Origin of the sequence: Streptomyces sp. NPDC056231 (assembly GCF_048270745.1) — a bacterium.
In the GTDB taxonomy this organism is placed as follows: domain Bacteria; phylum Actinomycetota; class Actinomycetes; order Streptomycetales; family Streptomycetaceae; genus Streptomyces.
This window is the reverse complement of record NZ_JBLVKW010000038.1, coordinates 57,947-76,371: the sequence shown is the minus strand read 5'-3', so window position 1 is coordinate 76,371 and position 18,425 is coordinate 57,947. Positions and strand designations below refer to the sequence as shown.

Annotated in this window: 17 protein-coding genes; 10 read left to right on the top strand and 7 right to left on the bottom strand. The window is 68.5% G+C overall.

Going from position 1 to position 18,425, the window contains the following annotated elements; translation table 11 throughout:
* Positions 1-241: 241 nt before the first annotated feature.
* On the top strand, positions 242-700 hold the full coding sequence (locus tag ACNPQM_RS26045) for a MarR family winged helix-turn-helix transcriptional regulator (RefSeq protein ID WP_358856345.1): 459 nt from the start codon (positions 242-244) through the stop codon (positions 698-700).
* Positions 701-1,028: 328 nt separating this feature from the next.
* On the opposite strand, the gene ACNPQM_RS26040 is transcribed toward ACNPQM_RS26045, so the two are convergent.
* Positions 1,029-1,724 carry an ISAs1 family transposase gene (locus ACNPQM_RS26040; RefSeq protein ID WP_418085931.1) on the bottom strand — a complete coding sequence of 232 codons (696 nt, stop codon included), beginning with the start codon at positions 1,722-1,724 and terminating at the stop codon, positions 1,029-1,031.
* Positions 1,725-1,739: 15 nt separating this feature from the next.
* The gene (locus ACNPQM_RS26035) at positions 1,740-2,207 is read right to left on the bottom strand and encodes a transposase family protein (protein ID WP_418085928.1); all 468 of its coding nucleotides are present in this window, start codon (positions 2,205-2,207) and stop codon (positions 1,740-1,742) included.
* Between the two features lie 278 nt (positions 2,208-2,485).
* Between ACNPQM_RS26035 and ACNPQM_RS26030 the strand changes: the two genes are divergently transcribed.
* From ACNPQM_RS26030 to ACNPQM_RS26010, 5 genes are read left to right on the top strand one after another with little or no spacing between them, the layout of a single operon-like run.
* A complete protein-coding gene (locus ACNPQM_RS26030; RefSeq protein ID WP_418085927.1) occupies positions 2,486-3,268 on the top strand; it encodes a carbamoyltransferase C-terminal domain-containing protein in 783 nt (260 codons plus the stop codon).
* On the top strand, positions 3,268-3,744 hold the full coding sequence (locus ACNPQM_RS26025; RefSeq protein ID WP_418085926.1) for a hypothetical protein: 477 nt from the start codon (positions 3,268-3,270) through the stop codon (positions 3,742-3,744). Before ACNPQM_RS26030 ends, ACNPQM_RS26025 begins: the two co-directional genes overlap by 1 nt.
* Positions 3,732-3,926 carry a hypothetical protein gene (locus tag ACNPQM_RS26020; protein WP_358856348.1) on the top strand — a complete coding sequence of 65 codons (195 nt, stop codon included), beginning with the start codon at positions 3,732-3,734 and terminating at the stop codon, positions 3,924-3,926. The genes ACNPQM_RS26025 and ACNPQM_RS26020 overlap by 13 nt, the downstream gene beginning before the upstream one ends.
* Entirely contained in the window at positions 3,916-4,671 is a 756-nt protein-coding gene (locus ACNPQM_RS26015) for an ABC transporter ATP-binding protein (protein ID WP_418085925.1), read from the top strand. Before ACNPQM_RS26020 ends, ACNPQM_RS26015 begins: the two co-directional genes overlap by 11 nt.
* Complete coding sequence (locus ACNPQM_RS26010; RefSeq protein WP_418085924.1) at positions 4,668-5,438, top strand: ABC transporter permease; 771 nt, start codon at positions 4,668-4,670, stop codon at positions 5,436-5,438. Before ACNPQM_RS26015 ends, ACNPQM_RS26010 begins: the two co-directional genes overlap by 4 nt.
* A gap of 476 nt (positions 5,439-5,914) precedes the next feature.
* Here ACNPQM_RS26010 and ACNPQM_RS26005 read toward each other — a convergent pair whose 3' ends face one another.
* The 4 genes from ACNPQM_RS26005 to ACNPQM_RS25990 are packed head-to-tail and all read right to left on the bottom strand — an operon-like array spanning position 5,915 to position 10,674.
* Complete coding sequence (locus ACNPQM_RS26005) at positions 5,915-7,444, bottom strand: YfcC family protein (RefSeq protein WP_418085923.1); 1,530 nt, start codon at positions 7,442-7,444, stop codon at positions 5,915-5,917.
* A complete protein-coding gene (gene arcC, locus ACNPQM_RS26000) occupies positions 7,441-8,397 on the bottom strand; it encodes a carbamate kinase (RefSeq protein WP_358856352.1) in 957 nt (318 codons plus the stop codon). The genes ACNPQM_RS26005 and arcC overlap by 4 nt, the downstream gene beginning before the upstream one ends.
* 23 nt (positions 8,398-8,420) lie before the next feature.
* Complete coding sequence (gene argF / locus ACNPQM_RS25995) at positions 8,421-9,422, bottom strand: ornithine carbamoyltransferase (protein ID WP_418085922.1); 1,002 nt, start codon at positions 9,420-9,422, stop codon at positions 8,421-8,423.
* Between the two features lie 28 nt (positions 9,423-9,450).
* The gene (locus ACNPQM_RS25990; RefSeq protein WP_418085921.1) at positions 9,451-10,674 is read right to left on the bottom strand and encodes an arginine deiminase; all 1,224 of its coding nucleotides are present in this window, start codon (positions 10,672-10,674) and stop codon (positions 9,451-9,453) included.
* A gap of 352 nt (positions 10,675-11,026) precedes the next feature.
* On the opposite strand from ACNPQM_RS25990, the gene ACNPQM_RS25985 reads away from it, so the two are divergent.
* On the top strand, positions 11,027-11,263 hold the full coding sequence (locus ACNPQM_RS25985; RefSeq protein WP_418085920.1) for a hypothetical protein: 237 nt from the start codon (positions 11,027-11,029) through the stop codon (positions 11,261-11,263).
* A gap of 604 nt (positions 11,264-11,867) precedes the next feature.
* A complete protein-coding gene (locus ACNPQM_RS25980) occupies positions 11,868-12,188 on the top strand; it encodes a hypothetical protein (RefSeq protein WP_418085919.1) in 321 nt (106 codons plus the stop codon).
* 67 nt (positions 12,189-12,255) lie between these two features.
* Here ACNPQM_RS25980 and ACNPQM_RS25975 read toward each other — a convergent pair whose 3' ends face one another.
* The gene (locus tag ACNPQM_RS25975) at positions 12,256-13,785 is read right to left on the bottom strand and encodes a helix-turn-helix domain-containing protein (protein ID WP_418085918.1); all 1,530 of its coding nucleotides are present in this window, start codon (positions 13,783-13,785) and stop codon (positions 12,256-12,258) included.
* 736 nt (positions 13,786-14,521) lie between these two features.
* On the opposite strand from ACNPQM_RS25975, the gene ACNPQM_RS25970 reads away from it, so the two are divergent.
* Entirely contained in the window at positions 14,522-15,397 is an 876-nt protein-coding gene (locus ACNPQM_RS25970; protein WP_418085917.1) for a hypothetical protein, read from the top strand.
* 306 nt (positions 15,398-15,703) lie between these two features.
* Positions 15,704-18,418, top strand: a complete 2,715-nt coding sequence (gene acnA / locus ACNPQM_RS25965) for an aconitate hydratase AcnA (protein WP_418085916.1) — start codon at positions 15,704-15,706, stop codon at positions 18,416-18,418.
* Positions 18,419-18,425: the final 7 nt, after the last annotated feature.

Here is an 18,425-nt window from a genome sequence, read left to right as displayed (position 1 = left end):
GCACCTGGACGATCAACCCAGCCACCACATAGACCAAGGGGCCACCCGGCCTACGGCCGGACAGCCCCTCAACAAGATCTTCATGAGTCTTCTAGTACTACAGCCGGTGATTTCACGGTGAGTGAGTAGCAAGTAGGCGATCTCTCGGACGATTCGACTGGTACGCCCTTGACCTCAAGTCCGGTTGAGTTTCTACGGTCGATTTCGTCGAACCGACGCAGACAACGGAGGGATCCCGGCCATGGAGTACTCGCACAGCGACACCGACCTGATCAAGCAGCCCATCGGTTACTGGAGTTGGGCGGCCTATAAGGCCGTCATTGCTCGCACCCGGGCCGCCCTCGCCGGGATCGGCACCACCCAGCCGCAGTGGTGGGCCCTCGCGCAGGTGGCAAGCGCCGACACCGTCAAGACCCGTGACGAAGTGTCCCGCCTCCTTCGGAACTACCTCGACGTCGGCCCGGAAGCCATGGAGTCGGAGATCGATACGATCATCGCCCAGGGCTGGATCACCGAGGATGCCGAGAGACGCCTGGACATCACGGCTGAGGGCAGGGCGTTCTACGACAAGGCCGCGGCCCTTCAGGACGAGCTCTGGGCGGAACGGCACGCGGATATCTCCGACGAGGAGTACCTGACCACCCTCAAGGTGTTGCAGCAATTCATCCACAACACGGGCGGGCGAGCTTGGCACCACTAGTGCTATGGCCGGTGGCACCCACCTCATGCCGAACAGTCAGGCGCGAGCGAGGCGGGCCGTCGACAGCGTCTTCCGCGAGGGCGGAGACACCGACGACGGCCCGCAGACAGCCCAGGACGTAGAAAAGGCGCCCTGACCTGCGGCTGAATCAAATGTCCCGGAACTCCTGTACAACGCATCTGACCTGCGCAAACGAACCCAACCGAAGATCATCTTGCACGGTCGTTGCACAAGCCGAACAGTGCAGGAGGGAACGAGCCGTCGTGGACTACTTGCCGTTGCACGTGCACCATGGCGCCGTCCGGATGCGCCCAGGGCGAATGCGTTCTCAAGCGGTGAGATCGAGGAGGGCAGTCGCGTGCTCGGGGCGTGACCGGTAGTGGTCGGTTGCGGCGGCCATGTTGGTCCAGCCGGCCTGACGCATGAGGCGATGGCGGTTCCGCATCGTGGCCATGGCTCGTGGTGCGGTGCCGGTGTGCACGCGCGAGGCGTCCTCGCCGTAGGTCACGTCTCTGACATGGTGCAGGGCCTCAACTGACCAGTGGTTCTGCATCAGTTCGGCGAGCTGGGACGGGTTGGCCTGGCCCGGGGACAGGCTGGTGACGGCGTAGACCGTCTTCGTCTGGACCTTCCCGGTCCTGCGATTGACCCGGCGGCGCTTGATTTCGATGGCCTGGACGGCGTGCGGGAACAACGGGCCGGGCTGGACGGTGCAGACCTTCAGCCGGCGGATCTCGCGGCGGCCGTGGCCGGTGGTGGTAGTGCGGTCCTGCAGTGGGATCTGGCGCCAGGGAAGCTTCTTGAGCTGCTTGCAAAGCTTCTTCTGGTTCCCTTTGACGACCAGAAGGTAGTGACCTTGAGCCGCGATGACGTGCTCGGCGTGGGCGCGCTGGGTGTGCATGGGGTCGGCGGTGATCACAGTGCCGCGCAGGTCGATGCGGTTCAGCAGTGGAGTGAAGGCGGGGATCTCGTTGCTCTTGGCGGGGATCTGGCGCTGGGCGATGACGGTCTGTGAGGTGTGCAGTGCGGCGGCGAGCAGTTAGACGGCCTTGTCGTTGTCGGTGCGTGAGCCGCGCACGGCTTTGCCGTCGACGGCGAGGCCGACCAGGGTGTCGCCGGGTTCGTCGACCGGGTCGGTGGCGTAGCGGGCGATCCAGGCACCCACGGCGTCGTCCAGGGCGTCGCCGTCCAGGCGGGCCAGCAGCCGGACCAGGGTGGTGGTGTTCGGGGTGGCGCAGGTGAGACCGAGGCGAGTCCGCAGGTCAGAGTCGCTGTCGGCGGCGAAGCGGGCGATGGCGGCCACAGATTTGGTGCCGCTGAGGACGGCGACCAGGCACAGGTCGAGCAGGGAACCGATCCGGTAGCGGCGGCCTCGGACCCGGCGCGGGTCGGGCACCTGGTCCAGCACGTCGGCCAGGGTGCACAGGCCGGGCAGTTCGATGAGCGGGGATGGGAGGTCAACGTCCTCGTGGTGGCGCGCGAGGGCGTCGATCAGGGAAGACGGCACGCGAACGCGACCCCTGTTCGTGATCTTCGGCTTCGAGAACCTTGATCATCGGGAGCCGCGTTCGTCATTTCCAGTCGGGCACATCGACCACCGCGCACCACACCGGTGCGAACCCCTCATCTCGACATCTGAGAACGCATCAGCCCTGCTCCCTGAGCCCCTGGCATTTCCCTGCTCGGATCCGTGTTGATTGGCCGTTATTCGGACCGTATCGACGTCTCGGCGTGCCGCCGCGGGTAGCCGATGGGTGCGGAAGACACCAGGCGTTCCGCGGCTGCGTGCTCAACTCTTCGGCCAACGGCCGGGTGCTGGAACAGACGGACTTCACGCGACTGCACGTGTTCAGCGCGCCTGGTGACGACGGCAACGCGGTCGGTGCCGCACTGCTGGCCTACCACGAGGACCACCCCGGCGCGGGCGTGGCCGAACCGGCCCTCCAGTCGCCCTACCTCGGGTCGGAGATGTCCGCGGACACGCTGGAGAAGGTGCGGCAGTTCGGCCCGGTGAAGCAGCAGCGGCTGGACTTCGACGAGGTGTGCCGTCGCACGGCCGCGGCGCTGGCCGACGGCAAGCTCGTCGGCTGGATCCAGGGCCGGGCAGAGTTTGGCCCGCGGGCGCTGGGCAACCGGTCCATCCTGGCCGACGCCCGCTACCCTGACATGAAGGACAAGATCAACGCCCGGGTGAAGTTCCGGGATGCGTTCCGGCCGTTCGCTCCGTCCGTCCTGGACGGTCATGGGGCCGAGTACTTCATGGACTACCAGGACTCCCCGTACATGGAGCGCACACTGCGATTCCGGGACGAGGTGAAGTCCTCGGTGCCCGCCGTCGTCCACGAGGACGGCACCGGCCGCCTGCAGACGGTCACCAAGGAGCTCAACCCGCGCTACCGCCAGCTCATCGAGGAGTTCCACCGGATCACCGGGGTGCCGCTGGTGCTGAACACGAGCTTCAACGTGATGGGCAAGCCGATCATCCACACCGTGGAGGACGCGCTCTCGGTCTTCTACACGTCCGGACTCGACCTGCTGGTGATCGGCGACACGATGATCGAGAAGTGATGGCGGCGAACCCGCGGGCCGAGCGTCCGGCCACCGGACCGCAGCCGCGTCCGGCCGAACCCCCAGCTGAACCGGGCCCCCGCGGCGAACAGGCCGAACTGCTCGCCGCGCTGCGGTGCGCCCACCACCGGATGCTGTGCGCGGCCGACCGGTCCGACCCCGTCTGGGAGGCCTCGCTGTGCCTGAGCGAGAGCCTGATGAACCTGGTCGCCATCGCCATCGACCGTGGCCGGGACGGCGACCCGGCGCACCGCGCGGCCGCGGCGGACCAGGCCCGGGCCGCCGTCCGCGCCGCCGCCGTCGCCACTCGCTTCGCCCTGACCGACCGTGCGCCCGGAAGAGGTTGCCGCAGTGGAACCTCCGCCCGTTCACCCGAGCGGGGAGACGTCTGGAACGGGCCCTGGCCGTCGGCCGCACCCACTACGCTTCGCCGCGAAGCCGTTGACAGCAGAGGGGATTCCACGTGGTTGACGTGAAGCTGGCGGTCGAGCTTGCACTGGGCCGGAGGTGGTGGGCGCCGGCGGTGTCACTGATATCCGTCGGCCTCGACCGCACCATCCTCAACGTCGCGCCGCCGTCGCTCGACGGCTCGTTCGCCGCCATGTGCGCGATCTGCGTGATCGGCGCCCTGAACAACGGAGTGGCCGGTGCCTTCTGAGCGGCCGCCCGGCGACGTCCTGCTGGAAGCGCGGGGCGTGCGCCGGTCACTCGGCGGTGACGTCGTCCTGCACGGCGTCGACCTGGCAGTCCGGTCCGGGAGTATCCACGCGCTGGTCGGCATGAACGGCGCGGGCAAGACGACGCTGATGCGCATCCTGCTTGGCATGCTGTCGGCCGACGGCGGGACCGCGTCCCTGTTCGGCATCCCAGTAGCCTCGCTGCCCTCCGCCCGCTGGCGCGAGGTCGGGCAGATGATCGAGACCCCGGCCATCTACCCCGAGCTCACCGCCCGGGAGAACATCACCGCGGCCGCCCTGCTGCACGGCCTGGACCGCGCGGCCGTCCCGGACAGCGTGCGGCGCGCCGCCGAGGATCTCGGCCTGGAGCAATGGCTCGACCGGCGCGGCAAGCGGCTGTCGCTGGGCACCCGGCAGAAGGTGGCGCTCGCCTCCGCGCTCGTCCACCGGCCCACCGTGCTCGTGCTCGACGAACCGAGCAACTCCCTCGACCCTTCGGCGGTCGTCCGCCTCCGGGAGGTCATCACCGGCGTCGCCCAGCGCGGCGGCGCAGTGCTGGTGTCCAGCCACCACCTGGACGAGCTGGCCCGGCTCGCGGACACCGTGACCGTGCTGCACCGGGGCCAGGTCGTCGGCGGCCTCGATCCGCGCGGTATCGACCTGGAACGCGCGTTCTTCGACCTGATCTACCAGGCCGACCAGGATCTGCCCGGGGAGGCGGAATGAACAGAAACTTCGGCAGGCTCCTCGCCGTCGAGACGATGAAGGCACGCCGCGCGCCGGTCTTCGCCATCTGCACCGCCATCATCGTGCTGGCGCCGGCTCTGCTCGCCGCGGCTGCCATCCTGGCGCTGCGGGCGAACTCCTCCTCCAGCTTCGCGGCAAAGGCCCGGCTGCTGGTGCACGGGACCGAGTGGGCCGGCTACGTCGGGACCGGCGCGGAGGTCATGGCGGTCGCGGTGCTGCTGTGCCTCGGTTTCGGTTTCGCCTGGTGCTTCGGCCGGGAGTTCACCGAGGACACCGTCGTCGGGCTGTTCTGCCTGCCGATGGGCCGCGGCGCCATTGCGCTGGCGAAGTGCACCGTCCTGCTGGTCTGGAGCGTGCTGGTGTCGATCGCGTCGACACTGGTGCTGCTCGGGGTGGGCCTGGCCCTCGGCGACCTCGGGTCCCAGCCGCCGCGGTGGTGGCTGCCGCTCGGCGTCTGCCTGCTCACCGCGTGCAATACCGTCCCGCTTGCCTGGCTGGCCACCGTCACCCGGGGCTACCTCGGCGCCGTCGGCGGCCTGATCGGTCTGGTCGTCGCCACCCAGCTCGTCACGGCCTTCGGCGGTGGCGGTTGGTTCCCGTGGGCCGTGCCGGGCCTGTGGGCCGGGTTCGGCGGCGCCGGGATCCAGGTCGGAGGGATCCAGTTCGTCCTGCCTGTCGTCGTCGCGCTGATCTCGGTCGGCGCGACGACGAAGCGCTGGCGCGGACGTGAACTCGGAAACGCCTGACGAGACAGGAGAGTGTCAAGCCCCGGGTTTGATGGAGACTGGATTAGCTGGTTTTGGGGTCCTTGCGGGCCTCGACGGCCAGCCGTGTCGCACGCTCACGCAGTTCGTCGGAGTATTTCCGGGTGGGGCAGCCATGACGAGGATCCTTCCGGGTCTTCGATGTCTCCATCAAACCCAGGGCGATTCACTCATGCGCATGGTTCCCGAGGACCGCTCGTCGTGTCCGGGCCAGAAGGATGGTATGGGCTCCTTTGTCAGCAACCGGTCGTCCGAGTTCCTTCACCGTGTACTCAGTTGACTCATCGTTGGAGCGCATGGTCGTCGCCAGGGCCGCACCGGGGTCAGGGCCATATCGATCGCCCGGCGCCTTGGCAATGACATGCCGACCGGGCCAGCTGCCGGTGAAGGGAGGAAAGCCACCTGCCGAGGTGGCTTTCCTCCCTTCACCGGCTGCCGACTACCGCCTCCCCGCCGCCCTATCCCAGCGCCGCGCCCAGGACCAGGAAGCCCGCGACCACGCCGAGCAGGATGCCCATAAGCGGGGCCATGAACCGCAGGTACCGGTCGTAGCGGACCTTGGCCAGGGCCAGGCCGCCCATGACCACGGCCGAGGTCGGGGTGATGAGGTTCACCCAGCCGGAGGCTGACTGGTAGGCGGTGACCACCAGGCCACGGCTGACATGGGCAAAGTCGGCCAGCGGGGCGAGGATCGGCATGGCCAGGGCCGCGTGCCCCGAGGACGAGGGGACGAAGAACGCCAGCGGGATGTTGACCAGGAACATCAGCACGGTGAAGACGCCGGACGAGGTGCCGGAGACCGCGTGGTCCAGGGTGTTGAGGATCGTGTCGGTGATGCTGGCGTTGTTCATGATGACGGTGACGCCACGGGCGAGCATGATGATCATTGCTGCCCCGATGAAGTCCCCGGCGCCCTCTACGATGGCGCCGGTGGTGCCCTTCTCGCCGAGCCCGGCGATCAGGCCCACCAGGATCGCGGCGACGATGAACAGTGCCGCCAGCTCCGGGAAGTACCAGCCCAGGGTGGGCAGGAAGGTGACGTGGATATCGGCCCACGGGATCACGGCGAAGATCATGAAGACAAAGGTCGCCGCGAAGAGCCACAGCGCGAGCTTCTGACGCATCGTCAACGGGACTGCGATGCTGCCCTCTTTGCGAAGCACCTCATCCTCTGCCATGGGCGCGATCAGGGACTGGGCGGGGTCCTTCTTGACGCGGTGGGCATAGCGGACCACATACCAGGCCGCGATCGCCGTGAGCACCACCCACATCAGCAGCCGCAGCACGATGCCGTTGCCGGTGCCGATGCCCGCGCTGTCGGAGGCCACGCCGGTGGCGAAGGGGTTGACCGTGGAGGCGAGCGTGCCCACCCCGGCGCCGACCACGATGACGGTGGCGGCCACCATCCGGTCGTAGCCGAGCTTGAGCATCAGCGGGACCGTGAGCACGTAGAAGCCGAGTGTCTCCTCGGCCATCCCATAGGTGGTGCCGCCGAGGGAGAAGACGGCCATCAGCACCACCAGGAGCAGGGTGCCATGGCGCTGGAGCCGGCCGGCGAGCCGGGCCACCCCGGCGGTGAGTGCACCGGTCTTCAGGGTGACGGTGATGAAGGCGCCCACCGCCAGCACGAAGAGGAACACCCCGGCGGCGCCGAAGAAGTCGCCGCTGCCGCCGGGGGCGGTGAGCCCGGAGTGGGCGTCGGTGACCCCGTAGAGCCCGTTGACGGGGGAGAGGAAGAGGTCCTTCAGCCGGGCCCCGAAGCTGGTCGTCAAATGGACCGAGTGGTAGGTGCCCGGGATCGGGGCCCCGTCCTTCTTGGCGTACTGCCCGGCAGGGATGACGAAGGACAGCAGCCACACCGCGACGGTGACGCCGGCCAGCACGGTGAAGGCGGAGGGAAAGTGGAACCTGCCCTTGCGCGGCGGGGCTTCCGGCTCGGGCGCGGCGCCCGGTTCCGGGGTGACGGGGGCCGTGGCATGTGTGGTCATGACCTCACCCCCGCTGTGCCCGCGAGACGGTCCTCGAAGGGCCTGCCGCTGGGCGTGACGATGGTGCCCGCGGTGCCGTCGAGGAGGGCCTGGGTGTCGGTGAGCGCGCCGATGGCGGCCATGCCGCCGGTGAGTTCCACGAACTGGCACACGGCCTCCACCTTCGGCCCCATGGAGCCGGCCGGGAATTCCTGGGCCCGCAGCTGCTGGGGCGTGGCGTTGCGGATCGCCTCGGCCCGCGGAGTGCCGTAGTCGCGCATGACGTGGGGTACGTCGGTGAGCAGCAGCAGCGCGTCGGCGTCGAGGGCCTGGGCGAGCATGGCGGCGGTTAGGTCCTTGTCCACCACAGCCTCCACACCGGCGAGTTGGCCGTCCTCGCCGCGTATCACCGGTACTCCGCCGCCTCCGGCGCAGACCGCCACCGCGCCGGAGGCGAGCAGCAGGCGGATGAGCCGGGTCTCCACCACCCGCTGCGGTCTGGGCGAGGGGACGACACGGCGCCAGCGGTCGCCGTCCCGCCTGACGGTCCAGCCGCGTTCGGCGGCCAGCCGCTCGGCCTCCTTCCGCTGGTAGACCGGGCCGACGAACTTGGTGGGGTGGTCGAAGGCCGGGTCGGCGGTGGAGACGAGCGTCTGGTTGAGCAGGGCGCACACCTGGCGGCCGGGCAGGGCGTTCTGCAGAGCCTGCAGCAGCCAGTAGCCGATCATGCCCTGGGTCTCGGCGCCCAGGACGTCAAAGGGAAAGGGCGAGGTGAGGCTCGTGTCGGCGGCACTCTCAAGGGCGAGCAGGCCTACCTGGGGCCCGTTGCCATGGGTGATGACCAGTTCGTGCTGCTGCGCGAGGGGGGCCAGGGCGGCCACCGCCGCCTGGACGTTGGCTTGCTGGACGGCTGCGTCCGGCCGGTCTCCCCTGCGCAGCAGGGCGTTTCCGCCGAGCGCGACGACGACGCGCATGTCATGGCCTTTCGTGAATTGCGTCAGTCGCCGAGGGTGGCGACAAGGACGGCCTTGATGGTGTGCAGCCGGTTCTCGGCCTGGTCGAAGACGACGGAGTGCGAGGACTCGAAGACCTCCTCGGTGACCTCCAGCGCCTTCATTCCGGCGTGCTCAAGGATCTGGGCGCCCACGGTGGTCTCGTCGTTGTGGAAGGCCGGTAGGCAGTGCATAAACCTCACCCGGGGGTTGCCGGTGGCCTCGATCACATCCATGGTCACCTGATAGGGCTTGAGCAGGGCGATCCGCTCGTCCCAGATCTCCTTGGGCTCGCCCATGGAGACCCATACATCCGTGTAGAGGAAGTCCGCTCCGGCGACGCCCTCGGCCACGTCCTCGGAGAGGGTGATCCGGGCGCCAGTGGACTCGGCAATGCGCCGGGCCTCCTTGACCACCTCGGGGCCGTTGCGCAGGCTCGCCGGGCCCACCATCCGCACATCCATGCCGAGCAACGCGCCCATCACCAGAAGGGAGTTGCCGACATTGTTGCGTGCGTCGCCGAGGTAGGCGAAGGAAATCTCGTGTAGCGGCTTGTCGGTGTGCTCCCACATGGTCAGCGCGTCCGCCAGGGACTGGGTGGGGTGCCACTCGTCGGTCAGGCCGTTCCACACCGGAACGCCCGAGTAGTCGGCCAGTTCCTCCACGATGCTCTGGCTGCTGCCCCGGTACTCGATGCCGTCGTAGAAGCGGCCCAAGACACGGGCGGTGTCCTTGATGGACTCCTTGTGGCCGATCTGCGAGGCGGCCGGATCCAAGTATGTGACCTGGGCGCCCTGTTGGTGGGCGGCGGTCTCAAAGGCGCACCGGGTGCGGGTGGATGTCTTCTCGAAGACCAGGGCGATGTTCTTGCCGCTCAGCCGCCGCTGTTCGGTGCCCGCGGCGCGAGCCGCCTTCAACTGGGCGGACAGTGCCAGCAGTTGTCGGAACTCGGCGGGAGTGAAGTCCAGTTCCTTCAGAAAGCTGCGGTGGCGCAGGTTGCGGGCCATGATGGCGTACTCCTTCGGTAAGCGGTGGTCAGACGGCGTCGCGCTGGACGGGGCAGCTCATGCAGCGGGGGCCGCCGCGGCCTCGGCCGAGCTCGCTACCGCGGATGGTGATGACCTCGATGCCGTGCTTGCGCAGATGGGTGTTGGAGGTGACATTGCGCTCATAGGCGACGACGACACCGGGCTCCACGGCCAGGACGTTGCAGCCGTCGTCCCACTGCTCGCGCTCGGCGGAGCGGACGTCCTGGGAGGCGGTGAGCACGGTGATGGACGGCAGCCCGAGCGCGTCGGCGATGGCCTCGTGCATCTCGGCGGGCCGGTGCTCGGTGATGGCGAGTCCGGTACCGTCCGTGCCCGGCTCGATGGTGCAGGAGGGCAGCATGCCCAGACCCGCGTACTGGGTGAAGGTGTCCCCGCTCACCATGGTCATCACGGTGTCCAGGTGCATAAAGCTGCGCATCTTCGGCATCTCCAGCGCGACCACCCTGCGAGCCGAACCCGCCTCGAACATCCGCAGGGCCAGCGCCTCGACGGCCTGCGGCGTGGTCCGCTCGCTCATGCCGACCAGCACCGCGCCGTTACCGATGACCAGGACGTCACCGCCCTCGATGGTGGCGGGAAAGCCCGCCTGGCCATCTGACCAGCGCCGGAACTCCTGCTTCTCGAACAGCGGGTGATGCGCGTAGATCGCCTCGAAGTGGACGGTCTCCCGGCGCCGGGCCGCCTTCCGCATGGGGTTGACGCTGACGCCGTCGTAGATCCAGCAGGAAGTGTCGCGGGTGAAGAGGTGGTTGGGCAGCGGCGCCATGACGAAGTCGTCCGGGGCCATCGCGTGCAGCCGCACACTGGGCACCACACTGGCCCGCTCCGTCAGCTCCCGCTTGGTCATTCCGCCGATGAGGTACGAGGTGAGCTCGGCCGGCTCCATGGCCTCGAACGCGGCCCGCAGCCGGTCGGTGGCCAGCGGGCCGAACTCGCGCTCGTCGAAGACCCGGTCAAGAACGAGGGTGCGGGCGGCGGGCTTGGCCAGGGCCTCGGTCAGCAGATCGGCCAGCAGATGCACCGCGACGCCACGGTCCCGGAGGGTGTCGGCGAAGGCGTCATGCTCCTCGCGGGCCCGCTTCACCCACAGCACGTCGTCGAAGAGGAGATCGTCCTTGTTGGTGGGCGTCAGGCGCTTCAGTTCCAGGTCGGGCCGGTGCAGGATGACCTGCCGCAGCCGGCCGGCTTCGGAATCAACATGGAATGTCATGTGCTCTCCTGGAGAATGGAGTCACGGGGGCCACCTCAGTTGTGCGGGTGCGCTCGTCCCCGTGGTTCCGGTTCCGCCCCCGATGGGCGCTTTCGGTCGAACGCCTCCACCGTGTCATGGCTCAACATGCGGTAGCCGCCGCCACATGACCCCGACCCGGGCCCATCAGGCCCCCGTTGCGCAGGGACCACAGGGCCATGCCCGTCCCGTCCGACGGTGGAAGGGCGAGGCAGAGGTCCTGATGCTGTGGGCCCGGGACTCTTGGTCCATGGTCGGCCGCCGCCCCGGCGCGGCAGGCTCAAGGCAGAGCACCACCGGTCCGGTGGGATGGGCTTGGAGAGAACCAACTGCCATGCGTTTACCCGATGTCGACACCCAAGCCCTGGAATCCCTGGTCGCGACGCCGGTGGCCGCACCGTCGATCCACAACTCGCAGCCCTGGCGGTTCCGGCTGGACCCCGCCGCGCGGGCGGTGGAGGTCCGCATGGTGCGCGAGCGGACGCTCCCGCTGGCCGACCCGGTGCGCCGGGCCCAGCTTCGGTCCGTGGGGCCGCCGTGTTCAACCTGCGGGTGGCTGCCGCCCATCTGAGCTGGCAACCCGTCGTCCGGCTGCTGCCCGAGGGGGACGACGCCGACCTCCTGGCCACCGTCCGGCCGACCGGTGCACCGGTCGACCACACACGCCACCCCGGGATCTACGAGGCCATAGCCCTGCGGCACACGAGCCGCCTGCCGTTCACCGGCCGCCCGGTGCCCGAGCCGGTGGTGGCCGCGGTGGCCGCGGCCACCCGGGCCGAGGGCGCGCGGCTGTCCGTGCCCGGCATCGTCGGCACCCGGCAGCTGCTCACCGTCACCGCCGAGGCCGAGCGCCGCATCCGCGCCAGCCGCCCGGTCAGGGCCGCTGTGTCGGTCCCGGCGGCGGCACCAGGCGCTGAAGTGGCGGACTGCGCGCCGGGCCCTGCTCCCCGGCAGGCCGGGCCACGCCCAGTTCCTGATCCGCTTCGGCGACGGCCTCCAGGGCGGGTGCACCCCGCGCGCCACGGTGGCCTCGGTGACGGAGGGCTGAGGCCGCGGCTGCTTACGGGTCAGGTTGTTGGTGACGTGAGGTGTCGGCAGATCAGTTCGTGGGCGAGCCGCGCCGTCGCCCACAGGTCCTCGTGGGCCGTGCCGAGGTTGGCTCGCACTGACAATCCGTGCACGACGGACTGGACGAGTCCGCCCGGACCGAGGAATGCTGCTTCTGGCTCACTGCCCCGGGCGGCGGCCCCTATGGGGTCCCGGCCACCGCGCCGGGCCCGCGGGACGCGGAGCGGCGGGCGCCGGTACTGGACTTCGGCGGCATCGGCCCGGCCCGCCGCACGGTCCACGCGCCCTTTGAGCGCCAGGTCCAACTGGTCCTGCTCTGGAAGGCTTTCGACCGTCCCGTGGAGTGGCTGCGGGCCGGGCGGGCTCTGGAGCGCGTACTACTGGTGGCCACCACGCACAGTGTGCGCACCTCACCCCGTTCAGCGTGAGGTGCCGCAGCACCCCCTCGAAACCCGCATCAGCGCAGGTCAGACAGAGTGCGGCGGCATCCGCCGGTCAGATGTCGCGGAAGATCTCGATCTGCGCGCCCACCGAGTTGAGGCGTTCCGCCAGCTCCTCGTAACCGCGGTTGATCACATACACGTTGCGCAGTACCGAGGTCCCCTCGGCCGCCATCATCGCGAGCAGGACGACCACGGCGGGCCGCAGTGCCGGCGGGCACATCATCTCGGCCGCGCGCCACCGGGTGGGGCCCTCCACCAGGACCCGGTGCGGGTCGAGGAGTTGGAGGCGGCCGCCCAGCCGGTTGAGGTCCGTCAGGTAGATCGCGCGGTTGTCGTAGACCCAGTCGTGGATGAGTGTCTTGCCCTGCGCCGCCGCGGCGATGGCCGCGAAGAACGGCACGTTGTCGATATTGAGACCAGGGAACGGCATCGGGTGGATCTTGTCGATCGGGGCCTCCAGCTTGGAGGGCCGGACCGTCAGATCGACCAGGCGGGTACGGCCGTTGTCCGCCGGGTACTCCGCCGTGCGGTCGCAGTCGACGCCCATCTCCTCCAGCACCGCGAGCTCGATCTCCAGGAACTCGACCGGTACCCGGCGGATCGTCAGCTCGGACTCGGTCACCACGGCGGCGGCGAGCAGGCTCATCGCCTCGACCGGGTCCTCGGAGGGGGAGTAGTCGACATCCACATCTATGTGCGGGACACCGTGCACGGTCAGCGTCGTCGTACCGACGCCGTCGACCCGTACGCCCAGTGCCTCCAGGAAGAAGCACAGGTCCTGGACCATGTAGTTGGACGAGGCGTTGCGGATGACGGTCGTCCCGTCGTGGCGGGCCGCGGCCAGCAGCGCGTTCTCCGTCACCGTGTCGCCGCGCTCGGTCAGCACGATGGGCCTGTCCGGGGTCACCGAGTGGTCTATCTGGGCGTGGTAGAGACCCTCGGTCGCGGCTATCTCCAGGCCGAACCGGCGCAGCGCGATCATGTGCGGCTCGATGGTCCGGGTGCCGAGGTCGCAGCCGCCCGCGTACGGCAGTGTGAACCGGTCCATGCGGTGCAGCAGCGGGCCGAGGAACATGATGATGGAGCGGGTCCGCCGGGCGGCGTCCGCGTCGATGGCGGCCATGTCGAGCCGGGCCGGCGGGACGATCTCCAGATCGGTCCCGTCGTTGATCCATCGGGTGCGCACACCGATGGAGTTCAGCACTTCGAGGAGGCGGTAGACCTCTTCGATCCTGGCGACCCGGCGCAGTACCGTACGGCCCTTGTTGAGCAGCGAGCCGCAGAGCAGGGCCACGCAGGCGTTCTTGCTGGTCTTGACATCGATCGAGCCGGAGAGCCGGCGCCCGCCGACGACCCGCAGATGCATCGGCCCGGCGTAGCCGAGCGACACGATCTCGCTGTCGAGTGCTTCACCGATGCGGGCAATCATCTCAAGGCTGATGTTCTGATTGCCCCGCTCGATGCGGTTCACGGCGCTCTGGCTGGTGGCGAGCGCCTCGGCGAGCTGACTCTGCGTCCAGCCACGGTGCTGACGGGCGTCACGTATGAGCTTGCCGATGCGTACGAGGTAGTCGTCTGACATGGCGCCAGGTTATCTCAGATATGAGATGAAGATCGCATGGGGGTGTGGCATTCGGGTGATGGGTGTGATGGGAGCAGGTGAGAACGGGAAGTGTGGGGGATGGTGGGGGAGGTGGGCGGTGGCTGGCCGCGGCGCTCCGTCTCCGATTCCGGGTACGTGTCGGCTGTTCTCATCGTCCGCCGGGTGCGGCGGTCCGGCACGCGGCGTGCGTCCGCGCGGGTGACGCGGAGCGCGCCGCGCACATCCGTCCGGGTGTCACGCCGCGGACGGCATGATCCTGCCGGGGGGTGCGGCGGGTCTCCCCGGGCCGGTGCGCCCTGGCGGCCCACCCTAAGGGCTGTCCCGTAATCCCTGGCGGGCGCACGACGACAGCTGCGGCACCTCGCTGCGTTGTCGGAACGCCCGCATACGCCCAGTATGAGAACGCCCCTCCGCCTTGCGATGCACCGCATCTGACGCCGCGCGCTGATCCACCAGGGATTACGGGACAGCCCTTAGCGGGGCGCACCGACTGTCTGCATCGAAAACAAAGACCGCCACCGCGTCCTCGAATCAGCGGAGCGCGGCACGCTCGTCTCCGTATTCAAAGAAGTAATAAATACCTGCGGACACGCAGCGCCATCGAGCAATGGGATGACTGACGCCCGCGACACTGTGATGTCCACTTATCCGCGACGTGGAAGGCACTCACTCCGGGAGAGCGAGGCGCCGTTCGGCCGAACAGGAGCGATTGACATTGGAGAAGTCTGAATTCCTTACCGACCTGAACACCGGCACCGGTCACTCTGTGATGAAGAAGCTGCCGGAGGTCACCCTGGCCTTCTGGATCATGAAGATCGCCGCGACGACGCTCGGCGAGACGGCCGGTGACCTGTTCGCCCAGACCCTCGGCCTCGGCTACTTCCTCACCACGGTCGCGCTGTTCCTGATCTTCGTCGTCACGCTGGTCGTGCAGCTGAGGTCCACGCACTACAACCCCTATTTCTACTGGACCGTCATCCTGTCCACCAGCACGGCCGGCACCACGATGTCCGACTTCATGAACCGTGACGCCAGCTCTCGATACCTGTCCGGCGGGACCACTTCGCTGGGCTGGGGGCCGCAAGGCCTGGGGCTGGGGTACCCCACGGGAGCCGCGATTCTGATCTCGCTCCTGATTGCCATCTTCGTCATCTGGAAGTTCACCGGGCTGACGTTCTCCATCCGCGACATCGTCACCTTTCGCGGGGAGGCTCTCTTCTGGTCGGCGATTCTCGTCTCGAACACGCTCGGCACTTCCATGGGTGATTTCCTGTCCGACAGCTCCGGACTCGGTTATGCGGGTGGCGCGCTTCTGGTCTGCGGGCTGCTCGCGGTGCTTCTCGCACTCATGCGGGTGCCTGTCGTGCCGAATGTCCTGCTGTTCTGGATCGCGTTCGTGCTCACGCGCCCCCTCGGAGCCACCGTCGGCGACTTCCTCACCAAGCCTGTCGCCAAGGGCGGTCTCGACCTCGGGACGGTGGGCTCGTCGGTCGCACTCCTCGCGCTTCTCCTCGGTCTCGTGGCCCACGCCCACGTACGGGAGCGGAGGAGCGTCGTGCCGCGCAGCGAGGTCCTGGCCGAGAACTCCTGAGCGCGTCGGGCGGCTGTCGTGCGTTGCAGGGCGGACGGCTGCCGCGCCGCGGCGCCATGCCGGGGGGCCGGTGCGAGACGGGCGGCATCGCACAGGCAGCCGGGCATGACCGTTCCGCGGTGATGTACTAGAGTTATCTCGACATCGAGATATCTGCCGAAGGTGCACCGCGCCGCCCAACGGTAAGGGTTACCTAACTAAGCCTTACCTTAGCGGATGGTCGAGGAGCCGTAGGCGGCACCACGCGGCGCCCGCCGTAATGAGGCGCGGCGCGGTAGTACGCGCACATTGATGAAGGAGACTGTCGTGTCGGCGAACAGCTTCGACGCCCGCAGCACGCTGCGCGTGGGCGACGAGTCGTACGAGATCTTCAAGCTGGACAAGGTCGAGGGCTCCGCGCGCCTCCCTTACAGCCTGAAGGTGCTGCTGGAGAACCTGCTCCGCACCGAGGACGGCGCGAACATCACCGCCGACCACATCCGGGCGCTGGGTGGCTGGGACTCCCAGGCCCAGCCCAGCCAGGAGATCCAGTTCACGCCGGCCCGCGTGATCATGCAGGACTTCACCGGTGTTCCGTGTGTCGTGGACCTCGCCACCATGCGTGAGGCCGTGAAGGAGCTCGGCGGCGACCCGGCGAAGATCAACCCCCTCGCCCCGGCCGAGCTGGTCATCGACCACTCCGTCATCGCGGACAAGTTCGGCACCAACGACGCGTTCGCCCAGAACGTCGAGCTGGAGTACGGCCGCAACAAGGAGCGCTACCAGTTCCTGCGCTGGGGCCAGACCGCCTTCGACGAGTTCAAGGTCGTTCCCCCGGGCACCGGCATCGTCCACCAGGTCAACATCGAGCACCTGGCCCGTACGGTCATGGTCCGGGGTGGCCAGGCGTACCCCGACACCCTCGTCGGCACCGACTCGCACACCACCATGGTCAACGGCCTCGGCGTGCTGGGCTGGGGCGTCGGCGGCATCGAGGCCGAGGCCGCGATGCTCGGCCAGCCGGTCTCCATGCTCATCCCGCGCGTCGTCGGCTTCAAGCTGACCGGCGAGCTGAAGCCCGGCACCACCGCCACCGACCTCGTGCTGACCATCACCGAGATGCTCCGCAAGCACGGCGTCGTCGGCAAGTTCGTCGAGTTCTACGGTGAGGGCGTCGCCGCCACCTCCCTCGCGAACCGCGCCACCATCGGCAACATGTCGCCGGAGTTCGGCTCCACCGCCGCGATCTTCCCGATCGACGACGAGACGCTGAAGTACCTGCGCCTGACCGGCCGTGACGAGCAGCAGGTCGCGCTCGTCGAGGCGTACGCCAAGGAGCAGGGCCTCTGGCTCGACCCGGCCGCCGAGCCGGACTTCTCCGAGAAGCTGGAGCTCGACCTCGCCACGGTCGTCCCCTCCATCGCCGGCCCGAAGCGCCCGCAGGACCGCATCGTCCTCGCCAACGCCTCGCAGCAGTTCGCGCAGGACGTCCGCAACTACGTCTCCGAGGACGAGGAGGCCGGCAAGGAGTCCTTCCCGGCGTCCGACGCCCCGGCCTCCACCAACGGTGTGCCGTCGCGTCCGACCACGGTCACGGCCCCCGACGGGACGACGTACGAGATCGACCACGGCGCCGTCACCGTCGCCGCGATCACGTCCTGCACCAACACCTCGAACCCGTACGTCATGGTCGCCGCGGCGCTCGTGGCCAAGAAGGCGGTCGAGAAGGGCCTGACCCGCAAGCCGTGGGTCAAGACCACGCTCGCCCCGGGTTCCAAGGTCGTCACCGACTACTTCGACAAGGCGGGCCTGACCCCGTACCTCGACAAGGTCGGCTTCAACCTCGTCGGCTACGGCTGCACCACCTGCATCGGCAACTCCGGCCCGCTGCCGGAGGAGGTCTCCAAGGTGGTCAACGAGCACGACCTGGCCGTGACCTCGGTGCTCTCCGGCAACCGTAACTTCGAGGGCCGGATCAACCCCGACGTCAAGATGAACTACCTGGCGTCCCCGCCGCTGGTCGTCGCGTACGCCATCGCCGGCTCGATGAAGGTCGACATCACCAAGGACGCCCTGGGCATCGACCAGGACGGCAAGCCGGTCTACCTCGCGGACATCTGGCCCACCGAGGCCGAGGTCAACGACGTCGTCGCCAACTCCATCGGCGAGGACATGTTCAACAAGTCCTACCAGGACGTCTTCGCGGGCGACGCCCAGTGGCAGGCGCTGCCGATCCCGACCGGCAACACCTTCGAGTGGGACCCGCAGTCCACCTACGTGCGCAAGCCCCCTTACTTCGAGGGCATGACGATGGAGACCACCCCGGTCTCCGACATCACCGGCGCCCGCGTTCTGGCGAAGCTGGGCGACTCGGTCACCACCGACCACATCTCCCCGGCCGGTGCGATCAAGGCCGACACCCCGGCCGGCAAGTACCTGACGGAGCACGGCGTCCAGCGCCGCGACTTCAACTCGTACGGCTCGCGCCGCGGTAACCACGAGGTCATGATTCGCGGCACGTTCGCGAACATCCGCTTGCGCAACCAGATCGCCCCGGGCACCGAGGGTGGCTACACCCGCGACTTCACCCAGGCCGATGCCCCCGTGTCGTTCATCTACGACGCCTCGCAGAACTACCAGGCCGCCGGCACCCCGCTGGTCATCCTGGCGGGCAAGGAGTACGGCTCCGGCTCGTCCCGCGACTGGGCCGCCAAGGGCACCGCGCTCCTCGGCGTCAAGGCCGTCATCGCCGAGTCGTACGAGCGCATCCACCGCTCGAACCTCATCGGCATGGGCGTCCTCCCGCTCCAGTTCCCGGAGGGTGCGACCGCCGAGGCCCTCGGCCTCACCGGCGAGGAGACCTTCTCCTTCACCGGCGTGACCGAGCTGAACAACGGCACCACGCCGCGCACGGTGAAGGTGTCCACCGACACCGGTGTGGAGTTCGACGCGGTCGTCCGCATCGACACCCCCGGTGAGGCGGACTACTACCGCAACGGCGGCATCATGCAGTACGTGCTCCGCAGCCTGATCCGCAAGTAGGCAGTCT

Bases quoted from the DNA above. Each gene is read 5' to 3' on its own strand.
- ACNPQM_RS26005 (WP_418085923.1), bottom strand. From the start codon at position 7,444: ATGACCACACATGCCACGGCCCCCGTCACCCCGGAACCGGGCGCCGCG.
- argF (WP_418085922.1), bottom strand. From the start codon at position 9,422: ATGGCCCGCAACCTGCGCCACCGCAGCTTTCTGAAGGAACTGGACTTC.
- ACNPQM_RS25985 (WP_418085920.1), top strand. From the start codon at position 11,027: ATGCGTTTACCCGATGTCGACACCCAAGCCCTGGAATCCCTGGTCGCG.
- ACNPQM_RS26025 (WP_418085926.1), top strand. From the start codon at position 3,268: ATGGCGGCGAACCCGCGGGCCGAGCGTCCGGCCACCGGACCGCAGCCG.
- ACNPQM_RS26045 (WP_358856345.1), top strand. From the start codon at position 242: ATGGAGTACTCGCACAGCGACACCGACCTGATCAAGCAGCCCATCGGT.
- arcC (WP_358856352.1), bottom strand. From the start codon at position 8,397: ATGCGCGTCGTCGTCGCGCTCGGCGGAAACGCCCTGCTGCGCAGGGGA.
- ACNPQM_RS25990 (WP_418085921.1), bottom strand. From the start codon at position 10,674: ATGACATTCCATGTTGATTCCGAAGCCGGCCGGCTGCGGCAGGTCATC.
- ACNPQM_RS25975 (WP_418085918.1), bottom strand. From the start codon at position 13,785: ATGTCAGACGACTACCTCGTACGCATCGGCAAGCTCATACGTGACGCC.
- ACNPQM_RS26010 (WP_418085924.1), top strand. From the start codon at position 4,668: ATGAACAGAAACTTCGGCAGGCTCCTCGCCGTCGAGACGATGAAGGCA.